Source organism: Psychrobacter okhotskensis, from assembly GCF_965638355.1.
GTDB classification, from domain to species: domain Bacteria; phylum Pseudomonadota; class Gammaproteobacteria; order Pseudomonadales; family Moraxellaceae; genus Psychrobacter; species Psychrobacter okhotskensis.
In genome coordinates this window covers 1898411-1914643 of sequence record NZ_OZ281822.1, presented here as the reverse complement: position 1 = coordinate 1914643, position 16233 = coordinate 1898411, and the positions used below count along the sequence as shown (strand labels likewise).

General features: G+C 44.9%; 13 protein-coding genes. 7 read left to right on the top strand and 6 right to left on the bottom strand.

Annotated features, from left to right (window positions below):
- The first annotated feature begins 130 nt into the window (after positions 1 to 130).
- A complete protein-coding gene (locus ACSUPM_RS08020) occupies positions 131 to 1732 on the top strand; it encodes a flavin monoamine oxidase family protein (RefSeq protein ID WP_025653293.1) in 1602 nt (533 codons plus the stop codon).
- An 89-nt stretch (positions 1733 to 1821) separates the two neighbouring features.
- Positions 1822 to 2454: a c-type cytochrome gene (locus ACSUPM_RS08015; RefSeq protein ID WP_173240384.1), complete on the top strand. Its 633-nt coding sequence runs from the start codon at positions 1822 to 1824 to the stop codon at positions 2452 to 2454.
- A 218-nt stretch (positions 2455 to 2672) separates the two neighbouring features.
- Here ACSUPM_RS08015 and ACSUPM_RS08010 read toward each other — a convergent pair whose 3' ends face one another.
- The 4 genes from ACSUPM_RS08010 to tolQ form a co-directional block, all read right to left on the bottom strand.
- Positions 2673 to 3899, bottom strand: a complete 1227-nt coding sequence (locus tag ACSUPM_RS08010) for a translocation protein TolB (protein ID WP_350588272.1) — start codon at positions 3897 to 3899, stop codon at positions 2673 to 2675.
- Between the two features lie 149 nt (positions 3900 to 4048).
- Positions 4049 to 5071, bottom strand: coding sequence for a cell envelope integrity protein TolA (locus ACSUPM_RS08005; protein ID WP_350588273.1), 1023 nt, complete (start codon positions 5069 to 5071; stop codon positions 4049 to 4051).
- A 53-nt stretch (positions 5072 to 5124) separates the two neighbouring features.
- Positions 5125 to 5583 carry a protein TolR gene (gene tolR / locus ACSUPM_RS08000; RefSeq protein ID WP_025653296.1) on the bottom strand — a complete coding sequence of 153 codons (459 nt, stop codon included), beginning with the start codon at positions 5581 to 5583 and terminating at the stop codon, positions 5125 to 5127.
- Positions 5580 to 6308: a protein TolQ gene (gene tolQ / locus ACSUPM_RS07995; protein WP_025653297.1), complete on the bottom strand. Its 729-nt coding sequence runs from the start codon at positions 6306 to 6308 to the stop codon at positions 5580 to 5582. The genes tolR and tolQ overlap by 4 nt, the downstream gene beginning before the upstream one ends.
- A 273-nt stretch (positions 6309 to 6581) precedes the next feature.
- On the opposite strand from tolQ, the gene ACSUPM_RS07990 reads away from it, so the two are divergent.
- From ACSUPM_RS07990 to ACSUPM_RS07975, 4 genes are all read left to right on the top strand, one after another.
- Positions 6582 to 7544 carry an IS30 family transposase gene (locus tag ACSUPM_RS07990; RefSeq protein WP_201583582.1) on the top strand — a complete coding sequence of 321 codons (963 nt, stop codon included), beginning with the start codon at positions 6582 to 6584 and terminating at the stop codon, positions 7542 to 7544.
- A 316-nt stretch (positions 7545 to 7860) separates the two neighbouring features.
- A complete protein-coding gene (locus tag ACSUPM_RS07985) occupies positions 7861 to 9156 on the top strand; it encodes an NCS2 family permease (RefSeq protein ID WP_025653299.1) in 1296 nt (431 codons plus the stop codon).
- 746 nt (positions 9157 to 9902) lie between these two features.
- Positions 9903 to 13178 carry a bifunctional proline dehydrogenase/L-glutamate gamma-semialdehyde dehydrogenase PutA gene (gene putA / locus ACSUPM_RS07980; protein ID WP_436880325.1) on the top strand — a complete coding sequence of 1092 codons (3276 nt, stop codon included), beginning with the start codon at positions 9903 to 9905 and terminating at the stop codon, positions 13176 to 13178.
- Between the two features lie 11 nt (positions 13179 to 13189).
- The gene (locus ACSUPM_RS07975; protein ID WP_101210990.1) at positions 13190 to 13879 is read left to right on the top strand and encodes a 1-pyrroline-5-carboxylate dehydrogenase; all 690 of its coding nucleotides are present in this window, start codon (positions 13190 to 13192) and stop codon (positions 13877 to 13879) included.
- 143 nt (positions 13880 to 14022) lie between these two features.
- Here ACSUPM_RS07975 and ACSUPM_RS07970 read toward each other — a convergent pair whose 3' ends face one another.
- Positions 14023 to 15195 (bottom strand): cupin domain-containing protein, encoded by a 1173-nt coding sequence (locus tag ACSUPM_RS07970; RefSeq protein WP_350588483.1) that lies wholly within the window; start codon positions 15193 to 15195, stop codon positions 14023 to 14025.
- Positions 15196 to 15348: 153 nt separating this feature from the next.
- Here ACSUPM_RS07970 and ACSUPM_RS07965 point away from each other — a divergent pair, with 153 nt between their 5' ends.
- Complete coding sequence (locus tag ACSUPM_RS07965) at positions 15349 to 15534, top strand: NF038104 family lipoprotein (protein ID WP_025653303.1); 186 nt, start codon at positions 15349 to 15351, stop codon at positions 15532 to 15534.
- A gap of 46 nt (positions 15535 to 15580) precedes the next feature.
- Here ACSUPM_RS07965 and ACSUPM_RS07960 read toward each other — a convergent pair whose 3' ends face one another.
- Positions 15581 to 16228, bottom strand: a complete 648-nt coding sequence (locus tag ACSUPM_RS07960) for a DUF2238 domain-containing protein (RefSeq protein ID WP_173240446.1) — start codon at positions 16226 to 16228, stop codon at positions 15581 to 15583.
- Between the last annotated feature and the right edge of the window lie 5 nt (positions 16229 to 16233).

The window sequence follows — 16233 nt, the reverse complement described above, 5'->3', positions numbered from 1 at the left end:
AAGGTCAAAATGGGAGTGCATTAAGGCTTGGCAAGACAAACGTTCGATATAAACTGAGCCGATAATAAAAGCAAAATGCCAAAGAACAATGCCTGCCGTTATACACGACGTCTACTTTAAGGACATTATTATGAAAGATATGCTTCAATCACCAACGCGGCGCCAACTGCTCTCGATGATCGGTAAAACCGCAGGTGCAACCGCGATGTATCAAGCGATGACGACGCTTGGGTTTGCTTCTGAATCGAGCTTTAAAGAAACCATGGATCTTAAGGGTGCACCTGCAGGCGCTAGTATTGTCATTCTTGGTGCCGGTCTTGGTGGGTTAACTGCGGCGTATGAGCTACGCAAAGCGGGCTACGATGTCAAAGTACTTGAGTTCCAAAACCGTGGTGGTGGTCGTAGCTGGACACTCAACAGCGGGGACAAATATACTGAGCTGGGTGGCGAAGAAGTGACCTGTGATTTTGAAGAGGGTAATTATTTTAATGGTGGACCGTGGCGTCTGCCCAGTCATCACTATGCTGTCTTTCATTATTGCAAACAGTTCGGCGTCGAGATGCAGCCCTTTATTCAAACCAATGATCGTGCCTATCTGCACCGTACCACTCATTTTGATGGTGTCCCACAGCGTTTGGGTGATGTAAAAAATGATATTCAAGGCCATGTGGCTGAGCTGTTGTCAAAGTCAGTTAACGTTGGTGGTCTTGATCGCTCGGTTAATACTGAGGATAAAGAAAAGCTGCTTGAAGGCTTAAAAGGCTGGGGTGTGCTCGATAAAGATTATCGTTATCGCGCCAGTAATGAGACCAGTAAGCATCGCGGTTTTAGTGTCTTTCCCGGTGGTGGCTTGATGCCTGATGCAAAACCGTCAAAGCCTTTGCCTATCAGTGAAATCTTAGATTCAGGCATGTGGGCGGATATTTATGGCAATCATATGACCTATGGTCACCAACCAACCATGTTTCAGCCAGTAGGCGGCATGGGCAAAATCGGTGATGCCTTTACCCGCGAATGTCGCGATATGATTGAGTTTAACGCAAAAGTAACCAAAATTCATCAAGATGAAAGCGGTGTAACTGTCGATTATGTCGATAGCAACAGCCCAGACGGGGCAACCAAAACCATACGTGCCGATTGGTGCGTGTGTAATATCCCGCTAACGGTGCTGACGCAAATGGATATTAACGTCTCAAAACCGATGAAAGAAGCCATGGCGGCAGTACCTTATGAGACTTCTTATAAAGTTGGCTTAGAGTTTAATCGCCGCTTTTGGGAAGAAGACGAGTGGATATTTGGTGGATTGACCTATACCGATATGCCCATTGCACAGATTGCCTATCCTTCACAGAATATGTTTAAAGATGGTACTGGAGTGCTACTAGGAGCCTATGGTTACGGCCCGACATCTTATAAGTTTAATACTTTGACGCCGCAAGAACGTATCAATGTCGCGCTCGCTTACGGTAAGTATATTCATCCCCAGTATACAAAAGAGTTCCGCGCCGGTACGTCAGTAGTATGGCATCGTATCCCGTGGACGCTCGGTTGTTATGGAATTTGGAATGAATCAACTCGTCGTCAGCATTACGACACTTTGTGCAGCATTGATAACCGTATTGTACTGGCGGGCGAGCATTGTTCACATATTCCAGCGTGGCAAGAGGGCGCTATTTTATCTGGTATGGATGCCGCAAAGCGCCTACATCAAAAAGCAAAAATGCTCGGTTAAATATATTGGTTAATATGGATAACTATAAAAATTCAGAGGCTATCATGGACAATGCAATCGTGAAGAAGGCAATCTTGAAGAAAAAAGTCATGAAAAACATGACACCCAAACTGCTGACTGTGATGTTGCTGAGTGTGATGAGCAGTGCAGCACTGTTAGGTTGTAGTCAACAGTCAGATGATGTAGAGACAGTGGCTAGCGAACAAGAGAAAGAAGGTATCACAACGGATGACTATCAGGCGAGCCGTAATACGGGCGCTTGGGGCGGCGTCTATATGAGTCGTGAAGAGCTTACAGCACCTCCTATCAATATCGTCGATAACAGCTCACTGCCCACTATGGACAATGATCCAAGTATTGCTAAGTGGGACGCAAAGTTTGAAGGAACCAATGGCTTTGTGACAACAGATGGTGCCAAGCTGTATCATGACTCTTGTGCGGCGTGTCATATGCATAAAGGCGAGGGCGCTTACGGTGCAGGTTATTATCCACCACTGGCTAATAACAGCAAAATGCAATCGAAGTACTACATCATTGATATCTTGATTAATGGCTTCCGCGGTATGCCCTCATTCCATGGAATGATGAATAATGAGCAGATAGCTGCAGTGACTCAATATGTGGTCAGCGATTTGAATGGCTTTACCGATACCGTCACTGCCGAGGATGTGGCAGAGCTGCGGCATGCCAATCCACCAGCTGGGGACCCAAGTGATGATTAACACAGTTTAATCTTTTAGCCAGTAATTTTCAGTGAAGCTGTTAGGATATGTTGAATATTCACCAGAAGGCAGCAGTGCCACGGTCGAATGTTTAGCAGACCTTAATATAGAAATTACTCAGCTATTTTTAGCAAACATAAAAAAGCGCCTAATTATGCATTAGGCGCTTTTTTTTATCTACGCTTTTATTAACTCGTAAAGCTTGGGAGCTGTATAAGTTATTTAGGGCTAGATGACCAGACTGGTGAGCGAATAGTGCCTTGTCCAGATTTACCAAATGACTCACCACCATTTAGAGACTTGATGGTCAAGATACCTTTGCCACCTTGAGTAGAAGCATAAACCACGCGTTTACCATTGGGTGAAAAGCTTGGCGCTTCATCGATACCTGTATTGCCCAAATTGGTGGTTACCGCGCCACTGCTATTCATAATAGCGGCTGAGCGACCACTTAAAAAGGCAATTTGTGAGCCATCACTACTAAACTGCGGGCTGGTGGCATAACCGCTACTGGATACTTTGGTTGTACGTCCCGAACCAAACTCGTAACGATAAATCTGTGGTTTATTAAATCCTGCTCGGTCGCTGACGAACACAAAAGATTTGCCATCTGGGGCGTAGCTTGGTTGCACTTCACTGCTTGGCCAATTGGTAATTCGTCTAGGTTTACCACCGCTGGCATTCATCTCGTAAATATCAGCGCTGCCTTCAAAGCTGCTTGAAAACAGTATTTTGCTACCATCAGGTGAAAACGAGGGACTTAAATTGCTACCTTTAAAAGGCGTTAATGCACTAGCTCCGCCGCCACTCACGTTTTGTACATAGATAACAGGATATGACTTATCACGCTGTACAGAGTAGGCGATACGGTTACCATCTGGTGACCACGATGGGGAGAATATCGAACCGGCAACCTCGGTAATGGTCTTGGCGTTTTCGCCATCAGCATCCATCACTTTTAAGCGCGATACTTTGTCTTTACCAGTACCCACTTCTTCGATGTAGGCAATACGCCCGGAGAAATCACCTGGCGTACCAGTAATCAGCTCATAAACTTTGTCAGCGATGACGTGACCGGCGTAGCGCAGGCTTTCCTTATTATTGTCAGCTGTTAAGGTTTGCTTGCCTTCAATCACTCGGCCAGATTTGACATCAACGACTTCATAATCGGTGACTACTTTACCGCGATTACTACGAGTATTGCCGACAACTAGGTAAGGAATACCCATGCTCTGCCAGACGGGTAGCGTGCCAGAAAGTTCACTACTACTGTGCGGCTGCTGCGGTAAATCTTTATTGGTCACCTTTAATTCTGTTTTACTCAAATCATTGAGAATAATCGGTGATAATACAGAATCGCCCGCAAATGGCACGAAAACCACTTGGTTTTGTTGGACTGGAATTTCGAAACTATCCTGTAGTACGACTATTTCTTTGGCAGACAAACTAGTAGAAGCAAGTAAACATGATGCGCTAATACACAGAGTTGTAAGCTTTTTTTTATAAATATACTTGTACAATTTATTCTCCTAAAATCAATAAAGAATCTTGATACTTTTAAAATTTAAGAAATGAGGTTTTTATATACTGAGTTTTATTTAGTTGTTCCAATATATTCTATGCTAAAAGTAGGGTATTTAGGATCGTCAGGACCAATGGGTAATTTCCTAGTAACCCTAGCTGCATCTTCTAGTGCTTTATTATATTTTGGGTTACTTCCTGATGCATTGTAACCAGTTATAATACCACTGCTATCAACAGTAATAGTCAGAGTTGCTAGGACAGTTTGCCCCTTAGCTCCTTCTGGTGATATAAGATTCTTTTTGATTAGTGCTTTTATCTCACTATCGCTAGCACCGCTAGAACGGGCAGGACTACCACCACTAGATTGACCAGACATACTTCCAGATATGGTCGACTCACCATCTTCTGATAAGCTAAAGTTTTTACTGGCACTGCCAGAGCTGCCAGTGTCAATCTTTAAATTTTTATCAGTCGCAGTCGGGCGTGGAATATGAGGCGGGTTATTTTGTTTATGACGGAAATCACCCAGCTGTTTTTGTTCTTCTATTAGCTGTTCTTTTTTGTTTTGCTCTACCTGACCATGCTCTTCTGTCACCGATTCATCTAGCTTGGCTGCCCATTCAGCCATATTACGCTCATATTCTTGATTTTGCTCAAGTATGCGTTGATGCTGCTCTTCACTCATGAGCATCGGACGACTGGCAGGATCGTTAGAGCGGGTAAAGACAGGTACGCGCTGAGAGTTTGACTGACTGGTGCTATCGCTAAAACTTTCTGATGATGGGGTGTTTGATGCACTGCTTGCACCGCTGTCAGCTTGCATAGCACTGGCCGCCGCTGCACGGTTGGCAAGGATTTGCCCTTGCATCTCAGCCAATTGCTCAGGGGATACCATGACCGTCTCAATGCTTTCCACAGTGTCGGTTTTTGTATGTTGATAAGTATAAATAAGTATGCCAATCACCAGACCATGTGCAAGCAAGCTGAGCAGCGTAGGCAGTGTCAGCCCATTGCCTTCAGGTTGGGTCGGCACATAAACAGCAGGCGCATTATTCATGGCAGTGATACTCATGGACAGGGTATTGAAAGACAAGGTTCATCAGATTATTCACTTATTATAACAAACGATACTAACAATAGAATTGATTACAATGAAGGTGTGGGTAAGGGGGCGCCCGTTAATAATCCCACCTTTTGGATACCTGCTTGTTGCAAGCTTGCCATCAAAGTCATGATGGCGCCATATTGATTGTTTTGGTCGGCGTTGATCATCACTTGTAAAGGCTGCGCACCTGCATTGCTGCTCTGCGATTGCAGATTAGACAAGGTATTAATCAGCTCGGGCTCACTAATTGGCAAATCAACATTGTTTTCATAACTGATAAAAATCTCGCCACTGTCAGTTAAAGAGACAATCACGGGTAGTTGACTTTGACTCAAGGTATTGGTTTGCTCTTTTGGCAACTCGACATCGACGCCGGTGATCAACATTGGCGCTGTCACCATAAATATCACCAGTAGCACCAGCATGACGTCGATATAAGGAACGACATTCATCTCCGCATTCAGCGCTTTTTTTTCACGGCGATAAGGGTTTGGTTTCATAGCCCTGTCACCTGACTGGCATTGCTGTTAAGGGCAGTGTCTCTGTCTATCACGCTTTGAGCACTGGTCTCACGCTGGAGCATCCCTGTCATCTCATCGCAGAATAACGCGCGTGAATCGTACAAGCGGCTCGATTTGGCCGTAAAGTGGTTGTACGCGAGCACAGCAGGAATCGCTGCAAATAAACCCATCGCCGTGGCAATGAGTGCTTCCGCGATGCCTGGCGCAACAGAAGCGAGAGTCGCCTGTTCCGTTTGAGAGAGTCCCAAAAAGGCATTCATAATACCCCATACTGTGCCAAACAAACCGACATAAGGTGCGACTGAGCCGATACTGGCTAGGGTCGTGAGCCCAGATTCTAATAACTGCTGCTGACGTCCTAAACCGACCCGCAGCTTACGCTCAACCCCATCGATAATGTCATCTTTTGGCTGGCGTTTTTTGTGCATTCTTAAGTATTCAGAAAACCCGACATAAAATATCTGCTCAAGCCCTTGGCGCTCAGGCGAGCCTTGCACACCTTGGTACAACTTTGCCAAATCTTCACCCGACCAAAACCACGTTTCAAACTGTTGATCAAAGTTCCTAGCCGTACCGAGCCGTGCACTCATACGAAAAATAATCACCCAACTGAGCAAAGACGCTAATAATAACAGCGCCATCACAATCTGTACCAATAGACTGGCTTGGGTAATAAGGTCAATAATATTTAATGATTCAGGCATGTAATGGACTCACGGGTAATTAACAATAACTGGCATAAGCGTCACACGCAGACCAGATAAGACCTCTGACAACTCAAGATGTAGGACAGCAAAGTATCGTTCGTTGCATTCTGTACACTTATATCAACCGACTAGTGTACTGCTAAATGAAGAAAAGGTCATTTTTTTAAAACCTAGATTCAAATAAGAAGTGCAACGTTTTAAAAGAATGAGTTGAAGAGTAAGATGTGCCGTGTTGCATTTCAAACTTCAACTCCTACATATCAGAACGTTATGAAACACTATACACATCTTACCCAAGAGCAAAGATATCAAATATCAGCGCTATTGCAAGCTAAAAAGAGTCTCAGTGAAATAGCTAGAATTATCGACTGTCATAAATCAACGGTCAGTCGAGAGATAAAGCGAAATATAGGACAAAGGGGTTATCGCCCCAAACAAGCCCATCGATTGGCAAACGCGCGCAAAGTTGTGAATAGCTCACAGATCAGCCGCTTTGGCTGGTGCTATATTGAGCATCTACTCAGCAAACACTACTCACCTGAGCAAATCACAGGGCGACTGAGGATGCTGGGTTGGCAAGAGGTCCCAAGCCATGAATCGATATACCAACACATCTATACTGACAAAAAGGCAGGGGGTAACTTACATAGCGCCCTTAGATGTCAAAAGCGTTATAAGAGACGGTATCTGCAAGGCAATGATAGGCGCGGAAAGATAGCGAACCGCTGTGATATCAATGACCGTCCCAGTATCATTGAAGCGCGCAGTCGTATGGGCGATTATGAAGGGGATACGGTGGTTGGTCGTGGACATCAAGGTGTGCTTGTCACTCTAGTGGATAGAACAACTCGAGAGACTAAGATCAAAGCGCTACCCAATCGCAAGGCAGTAGCCGTCACACAAGCTTGCATTGGCATGCTAAAAGGTGAACAGGCGTTAAGTATCACCTTTGATAACGGTAAAGAGTTTGCTGACCATGAAACGATGGCAACAGCGTTGAAGGCTGATATTTACTTTGCTCAGCCTTATCATTCTTGGGAGCGTGGAACGAATGAGAATACCAATGGGTTAATTCGTCAGTTTCTACCGAAGTCAATGCGTCTGGATAACCTATGCATGCACTTAGTTCAGTCGATTGAAGACAGTTTAAATAATCGACCTAGAAAGGTGCTAGGGTTTAGAACGCCTCTTGAGGTAAAATCTAGCTTCGGGTGCGTTGCACTTCAATGTTGAATCCAAGAAAGCTTAAAGCGAAAAAAAAGCGTTTTATTGATAGAGTTATGATTTTTATCGATATAAGGTAGGTTTGCAGGCTAGATTATTCTATAACACGACTATTATCCAATAATAGAATGACAGTACAGTCTTATTTTCGTTTTAAACGCGTAAGGCACGGGTAATGATTGAATTTGTAGCTCAATTTCTCTAAAATATTGCTCTTTGTTACCGCTGCCTTTTGATTATGACGTCGCAACTTGCTTGCTGACGTCATCTTTATTTTAGGCGCCACTAAATTTGTTCTTTCACTAGCAAGCTGGGCGCGACACTTATGAATGCAATTGAACGCTATTTTGGGATCAACGGTGAAAACACCACGGTCAAAACGGAAATCCTAGCCGGTATTACGACCTTTTTGACGATGGCTTACATCATCTTTGTAAACCCCAATGTATTAGCAGAAGCGGGTATGGACAAAGGTGCGGTGTTCGTTGCTACTTGTTTGGCAGCGGCAATAGGCTGCTTTATCATGGGTATTTATGCCAGACTGCCGGTGGCATTGGCGCCAGGTATGGGCTTAAATGCCTTTTTTACCTACGGTGTAGTGCTGGGCATGGGCTATGCGTGGCAGACCGCATTAGGAGCAGTATTCTTATCAGGGTGTTTGTTTATCCTTTTGAGCTTATTTAAGATACGCGAATGGATTATTAATGCCATCCCTACCAGTCTGAAGCAAGGTATCGTTGCCGGTATCGGTGCATTTTTGGCGTTTATTGCTCTGCAAAGCTCCGGCATCATCGTTGGACGTGATGCGACGTTAGTGATGCTTGGGGACATGACTTCATTTCCACCCATGATGGCGGCCTTAGGCTTTTTCATCATTATTGGTCTGGTCTATAAAAAAGTCCCAGGCGCGGTTACCATTGGTATATTGTTCATCACTTTGGTTAGTTTGGTGACGGGGCATACGCAATTCACTGGTATCATGTCGGCACCGCCACCCATTGCCCCAACGTTCCTACAGCTTGATATCGCGGGCGCGTTTGATATTGGTATGATCAGCGTTATTTTTGCTTTCTTATTCGTTGATTTGTTTGATACAGCGGGCAGCTTGGTTGGTATTGCCAATAAAGCAGGGCTTATCGATAAAGACGGCAACATCCCTAATATGGACAAAGCCTTATTGGCTGATTCAACCGCTACGGTTGCTGGTGCCATGCTAGGTACTTCTTCAACGACCAGTTATATTGAAAGTGCGTCAGGAGTTGCTTCAGGTGGTCGTACGGGTCTGATGGCAGTGACTGTCGGTGTGCTGTTTTTGCTCAGTATTTTCTTTGCACCATTAGCCGGTATGATTCCTGCTTATGCCACGGCAGGGGCGATATTCTATGTGTCGGTATTGATGTTGTTCACGCTAAAAGACATCAATTGGGAAGATTTGACCGAAGCCGCACCAGTCGCAGTTGTATTGCTATTAACGCCGCTGACATATTCTATCGCTGATGGTATCGCGCTTGGTTTTATTACCTTTACCGCGGTGAAGTTGATGACGGGTAAATTCTCTGAAATTACAATTCCTGTATGGGTTTTGACAGCGATTCTTTTGGCAAAGTTAGTATTGTTATAAATGTCTGATGGTATGACATTGCCAATAATAGGGTTATTGGTTTTTTAACCTTATTAGTATTTTGAATTTTAACCCTCTTTATTAGTGAGTAATAAGGAGGGTTTTTTTACGTTTGAAAGAAAGTCATTGGTCATAATTAGCGGAAAATATTCGACTCAAAAAACAATTAATAACCAATAGTAAACAAAAAATTATAACTAAAGCGTCATTACCAATAAATTATAGATAACTAATTGTTTTTAAAAGATATAATTATTGACTTAAATCCTAAATATCGTTAGTTCGAAATTTTTTTTCATGATACCATAGCTAGGTTAAGCGCATCACCTCAATCAACGCCGTAGAGGTTTTTCTTACAGTGAATTAGCGCCGTATAAGATGACGGATCTGGGCTCATTAGCGTGATAACTTATGGTTATTATTTTAATAAGGTTCGACCTTGAGCTATCAATCGCACTCCTTTCACTACTGACAAGAAGAAGGCACTAATGCCGCTTAGCTGTTCGTTGTTGCCTTTATATTGTTAACGTAGCCCGTTTAACACTCGAACGACCTACTTAAACGTTTCCAGCTTATGCTGGATTTGCTCGTTTTGCGATGGCGCCGTTTGGTCTTTTGATTATTGTTATGAGCCGCAGTCAATAGTTCCTATTAAATATCGTAGGATTATAGGCAGTAAGCTTGCGCAATCAGTTTTCCTCATGGCCCATTTATCATGGTTTTTAGACGATAGTTATGGAGTTGGTATGAACCCAGTAGAGCAGTTTACCCCGAGAGAGCCGATTTTATTTAACCCGGTCGATATGCTATCGCCAGCCTATATTGATCAGTCCGCAGATGAGTTGTATGCGCGCATCTCACCTTTGTATAGTGTCGATGAGCAGCGTTGGTTGTCTGACTTATTACCACTTGCTAAACCCAGTGATGAAGAGCGTGAGGCGGCTAGTAATCAGACGCGCCAGCTGGTTGAATATGTGCGCAATGATGGCAAAGCAATCAAAATGGTTGATTCGTTATTGCTTGAATACAGCCTTGATACGCAAGAAGGTATTTTGCTGATGAGCTTGGCCGAAGCCTTGATTCGCGTGCCAGACAATTATACCGCTGATGCGTTGATTCGTGACAAGATGAGTGTGGCGGACTGGAAAAAGCATTTAAAAGATGACAATGGTTTTATGGTCAATGCCTCGACGTGGGGCATGATGATGACGGGCCGTGTCGTCAGTATCGACAATAGCACGACTGCTTCAGGATTTTTGGATCGAATGACCAAAAGAATGGGTGAGCCAATGATTCGGGCGGCGATGCAAAAAGCCATGCGTATTATGGGGCATCAGTTTGTCCTTGGTGAGACGATTGAAGACGCCAACAAAAACAGTCAGCCGTATCGTAATAAAGGCTATACCTATTCGTTCGATATGTTGGGTGAAGCGGCGATTACCCATAGAGACGCCGAAAAATACTTTAACGACTATTTGCATGCGATTAAAGCAACTGCCAATGTCAAAGTTCAAGAGGGCATGCCAAAGCCGTCAGTTTCTATCAAGCTGTCGGCACTACATCCACGCTATGAAGCCACGCAAGAAGCTCAGGTGTTGGGATTATTGCGTCAGCGCTGCTTATTGCTGATCGAAGCGGCACGCGAAGTGGATGTGGATTTGAGCATCGATGCCGAGGAAGCCGATCGCCTAGAGATATCTCTAAAGCTGTTTGAATCGCTCTATCGGGATCCGTTAACCGCTGGTTGGGATGGATTGGGTTTAGTGGTGCAAGGCTACTCTAAGCGCGCCGTTGCTATTTTTGCTTGGCTTGCACGCTTGGCAAAAGAAGTTGGCGATCGTATCCCGTTACGCTTGGTTAAGGGCGCTTATTGGGATACAGAGATTAAACTTGCCCAACAAAAAGGCTTGTCAGGATATCCCGTTTGGACGCGTAAAGAAGGCACGGACACCGCTTATTTAGCCTGTGCGCGCTTCTTGTTGTCTGAGCATCTGCGCGGACTTATTTGGCCGCAGTTTGCGACCCATAATGCTCATACTCTGGCATCAGTGATGACCATGAGTGCGCATAGAGATTTTGAATTTCAGCGTTTGCATGGCATGGGTGATGCGCTTTATGACCATATCTTACAAACATACAAGATCCCTGTTCGTATTTATGCCCCAGTTGGTGCGCACAAAGACTTACTGCCATATTTAGTACGCCGTCTGCTCGAAAATGGCGCGAATAGCTCATTTGTGCATCAGTTGTTAGATAAGTCTTATCCGATTGATAAGCTGACGGTACATCCGTATGACAAGCTAGTAGCCAATGATACGTTAAACAATCCGGATATTCCGTTACCTTTAGAGATTTATGGCGATCGCCGTGCCAGCTTTGGTCCCAATATATTTGTAGAGTCGCAGTGGCTATTATTCAAAGCCGCGATTGACAGTCATTTAACAAAGACATGGTCCGCGTCTCCTATCATCAATGGGCAAGCAATTCATGACTCTTCAGTGGATGGTAAAGCTCAGAAGCTTGATAGTCATACAGTGCGTGCGCCGTGGAATCATGAAGTTATCGCAGGCGACGTACAATACGCCAATGCAGAATTGGCGCGTCAAGCCATTGATGCCGCAGTAGCCGGACAAAGCGCGTGGCAAGCAGTGCCAGCGGCAAAACGTGCGGCAATATTGCGCAAAACCGCTGATCTCTACGAAGAAAACTATGCTGAACTGATGGCGTTGTGCCAAGTCGAAGCTGGCAAGACCATGCAAGACAGTATTGATGAGATCAAAGAAGCCGTTGATTTCTGCCGTTTTTATGCGGATGAAGCAGAACGCTTAGACGCAAAAGCGCATGAGTTTACCGATTTATCTGGCAAGCAATCGCGCCAAGTGTATAAAGCGCGCGGCACCTTTGTATGCATTAGCCCTTGGAACTTCCCATTGGCTATTTATACCGGTCAGATTGTGGCAGCACTTGCCGCCGGTAATACCGTTGTCGCAAAACCTGCTGAGCAAACCAGCTTAATCGCGCATTTCGGTGCGCAGCTGATGTATCAAGCTGGGGTGCCAGTCGAGGCGCTACAGTTTGTCACTGGAGCGGGTGAAGTGGGTGGGGCATTAACCGCCGCTGACAATTTATCTGGTGTCATCTTCACTGGTTCGACCCAAACCGCGCAACGTATCAATCAAAGTCTAAATGATCATGCGCAAGCCAGCGGGGAGCTGCCCGTGTTTATCGCTGAGACAGGTGGTCAGAACGCCATGATTGTCGATTCGACAGCCTTGCCTGAACAAGTGGTCAGAGATGCCGTACTGTCTGCCTTTGGCTCGGCAGGTCAGCGTTGTTCAGCTTGTCGCATACTATGTGTACAAGAAGAAGTGGCTGATGAGTTGATTGAGCTACTGCAAGGCAATATGGCTGAGCTAGTCGTGGGTAACCCGCTGTATGCAGCTACCGATGTCGGCCCAGTCATTGATAATGATGCCAAGCAAGGTCTTGAGGCGCATATCGAACGCATGGTTGCTGAGCCAACGGCGAATATCTTGGCGCAGACACCGATGAGTGCCAGCTCGGTTGTGAGTCAAGAGCAGTCTACCTTTGTGTTACCAACCGCGATTGAAGTCAAAAGTATCGACGTGATTGGTGGTGAGCATTTCGGCCCGATATTACATGTGCTACGTTATCAAGCTCGGGATTTAAACAAGCTTATCGATGCTATCAATGCTACTGGCTTTGGCTTAACGTTAGGTATTCACAGCCGTATTGAAAATATTGTTGAGCATATTGAACGCCGTGCCTTTGTCGGTAATACCTATGTCAACCGTAACCAAATCGGTGCGGTCGTAAACGTCCAACCGTTCGGTGGCTGTGGTCTATCGGGCACGGGTCCAAAAGCGGGTGGTCCACATTACGTCGCCCGTCTCATGCAGCTAAGCTCTGAGTCAGTCGCTACTGAGCAAACAAGTGCTACTAAGCAAAACACTGCTACCAATACTAAAACAGAATCACTTACTCAACCAGAAATCGCATAAGGAGCAGCAACATGGCGACTGAATTTAAAAAAAATCATGCCCAGGTTTGTGAAGCTTGGCGATTACTTAGCGCAGTCAATCGCGCCACTTATCTTGAGGCTGCGATACCTAAGCTGGCTTTGCTGACTGGTGATGCCAACAAGGCAAAGCGTCTATTCCATCATTTATTGAACGCCGCGCCCAGTCTGGATAAAGTACAGCGTATGACGGGTGCAACAGGTGAGTCCAACGACTTATATGTCACTGGTCGTGGTAAAACGATGGTCATCGGCGGTGAGTCTGCGCGGGCGATGGCAGTACTTGGACAGCTAATCGCTGCATTACTGATGGGCAATGAAGTGATATTGCATTGTCCTAGTCAGGCTGAGATGTGTGATGAGGCAGCAAAAATACTTTATGACACTGGTATTAGCGATGATGTGCTAAGTGTGGCTAATGATTCGCAAACGATTACGCTGTTATATATTGATCGTCTCGCCCAAGTTGCTGTTGCAGGTAATAACAGTGAAGTACAAGCAATCAGTCAAGAGCTGGCCAATACGGATGGTATTTTGACGCAAGTGATTGCCGTGACCGATATGGAAGGCATGTCAGAGATGCTAACGCCTGATTACCTCCATCGCTTTGTTACTGAGCGGGTAAGAACGATTAATACCACCGCTATTGGTGGTAATGCGAGCTTGCTTGAGCTTGGTACTTAGCCAAGGATTTAAGTAATGTCTGATGTCACAATAAAGACTCTAACTTAAAAAGTAATATGCATTAAAAAACCGATATCTGAATCAATCAGGTATCGGTTTTCTTATGGTTGGATAAGCCAAATTTAATAAAATCGCATTAAAAGCTATTCAGCCGCGTCGATCCATACCCAGCCGTTCTCTAGCCATTCGCTCAAGTCATCTGCATCAATATCCGTCACATCTTGGCTATTTAGGTGTTCGCCATTTGCCAAACGCACCAATACAGCGCCTGCTGCCTCGTCAAGCCCGTCAATGCGCTGACCATTGGCGTATAGCGTGATGCCATCATTAGTCAAGCTATAGAGCAAGCGATTGCTATAGTCAGCTTGCAACGTGGCACCTTCTGCTAGAGCTTGTATCAGCTCATCGGTATCTAACGTCTCTTCTGGCATCAGTGCATCATACTGGCGCTTGCTCACGACTTCAGACACTGCTTGACGAATGATATCGTCGCCGTGCTCAGACTGTAGCATTTGTAATAGCTGATCTTTGACGGCACTAATGCTGCTCGCTTGCAATTCACCTGATGCTTGCAGCGCTTGTGGCAACAGCATTGGGACGAATAAGTCGCTATCGTTGGTGGCGATATCAGCTAAGCTGTCGATGATTTGCATCAAGTTTGGACGACGACAGCCAAAAGAGAATGTCAAGCAATCATCTTGAGCAACCCCAAAATGCGACAGCTTCGGCGGCACATAGAGTACATCACCGGCCTCCAATATCTCATCAAAAATAATCTCGCCCATATCATCAAACAATCGAATCGGCTCATCGGCGACGAACTCAGTATTTTTATCACAGAATTTGCCAAGCTGCCAACGTCTAGACCCAAATCCTTGCGCTAAAAATACATCATAATCGTCATAATGCTTACCAACTGAGCCACCTTTGGGCGCGTATGAAACCATAATATCATCACGTTGCCACTGCGGAATAAAGTCAAAGGCTTGCCACAATTGCCCAAGCTCAGGTGACCACTGTTCCATATTCTGAACCAGCACAGTCCATTGTTCTGGCAAGTTATCAAAATCAGTTTCAGCCAATGGGCTTTTCTTAAGCTTCCATTGTGGCTGGCCTTTTTGCTTAGTTGCAGCTTGGATAAGCAGGCGCGCCGAAGCGTCTTCTTCAAGTGCTAGGCCAAGCATGTCTTCTGGCTCAAACATTCCAATCAATTGCGGTAAACCTTGCTTGATAAGTAATGGTTTTTTTTGCCAATAGTCATTTAAGAATTGCTCAGGCGTAATAGAGTCGGGTAAACAAAGGGAAGTTGAGGTCATTAATACATCCAGATTCAAAGAGAGTTATAAGATTAATCGTGAGGAGTGCTTTATAGGAAGGTTTTAATAGTTTATGATTATCGCCTATCTGATTGCCAGTCTTATTAACGTTAATGGCTACTGTCAGAGCATCCCATCAATCGTAGGAAATTTATGAAAAAATTACATTTTATTGTCATCATCGCTAGCGTGTTTTTACTACAAGCCTGTGTACACAAGATAGTGACCGTACCTGCCAAAGTTGCTTATAAAACCACCAAGGGCGTGGTAAAAGGTACCGTCGCTGTGGGCAAAGCTATCATACCGGGCGACAGTGATGACGACAAAAAGGACGATTAACTTATTCTTTAGCAATCGTTTTGTGTCTGTTTTAAAAGGCTGTTATTTAACGGTTATTGTTAAAGCTACGAGTTTGAATAGAAGCCTTAAATAAAAGAATGCCTGCCGCAATCAGCCCACCGAGGAGCGCTAATGCCATGTCTTTGTGGGCATCCCAAATATCGCCTTGCTGACCATTGTAAGCCTCTGCCGCTTCTGGTGATAAAGTCGCTGCAATTCCCCATTCAAGTAGCTCGTACAGCAGACTCGATGACATATTAATCATGAGGGCGATAGCGACTAAAAGCTTGATGGATGATATCTTAAAGATAGATTTTGAGCTTTCAACCATCGCATTGAACAGCAATAGCCCGTAGCTAAAATGTACGAGCCTGTCATACATATTGCGCTGCCAACCAAACAACTCGTTTAGGCTTATACCAAATAGCCGCTCTGTCCAGTTATCATAAGGCACATACGAATATAGATAGCGTGCGCCTATGATATGAATGAGGAGGAATATTGAGGCAAGGGCATAGGAGCGTGAGCTAATATGCCAGTAGCGATACGCAAACAGCATTAATGCCAAAAACAACAGCGTGCCTAATTGATGGAGTAGGTAGCTTGACCACTCTAGAGGCTCAATGCTTGCCAGTACCATGACGATAAATACCGCTACAGTACTGACAATGACAGAGTTAAAGTTTCGATGCATTTGCA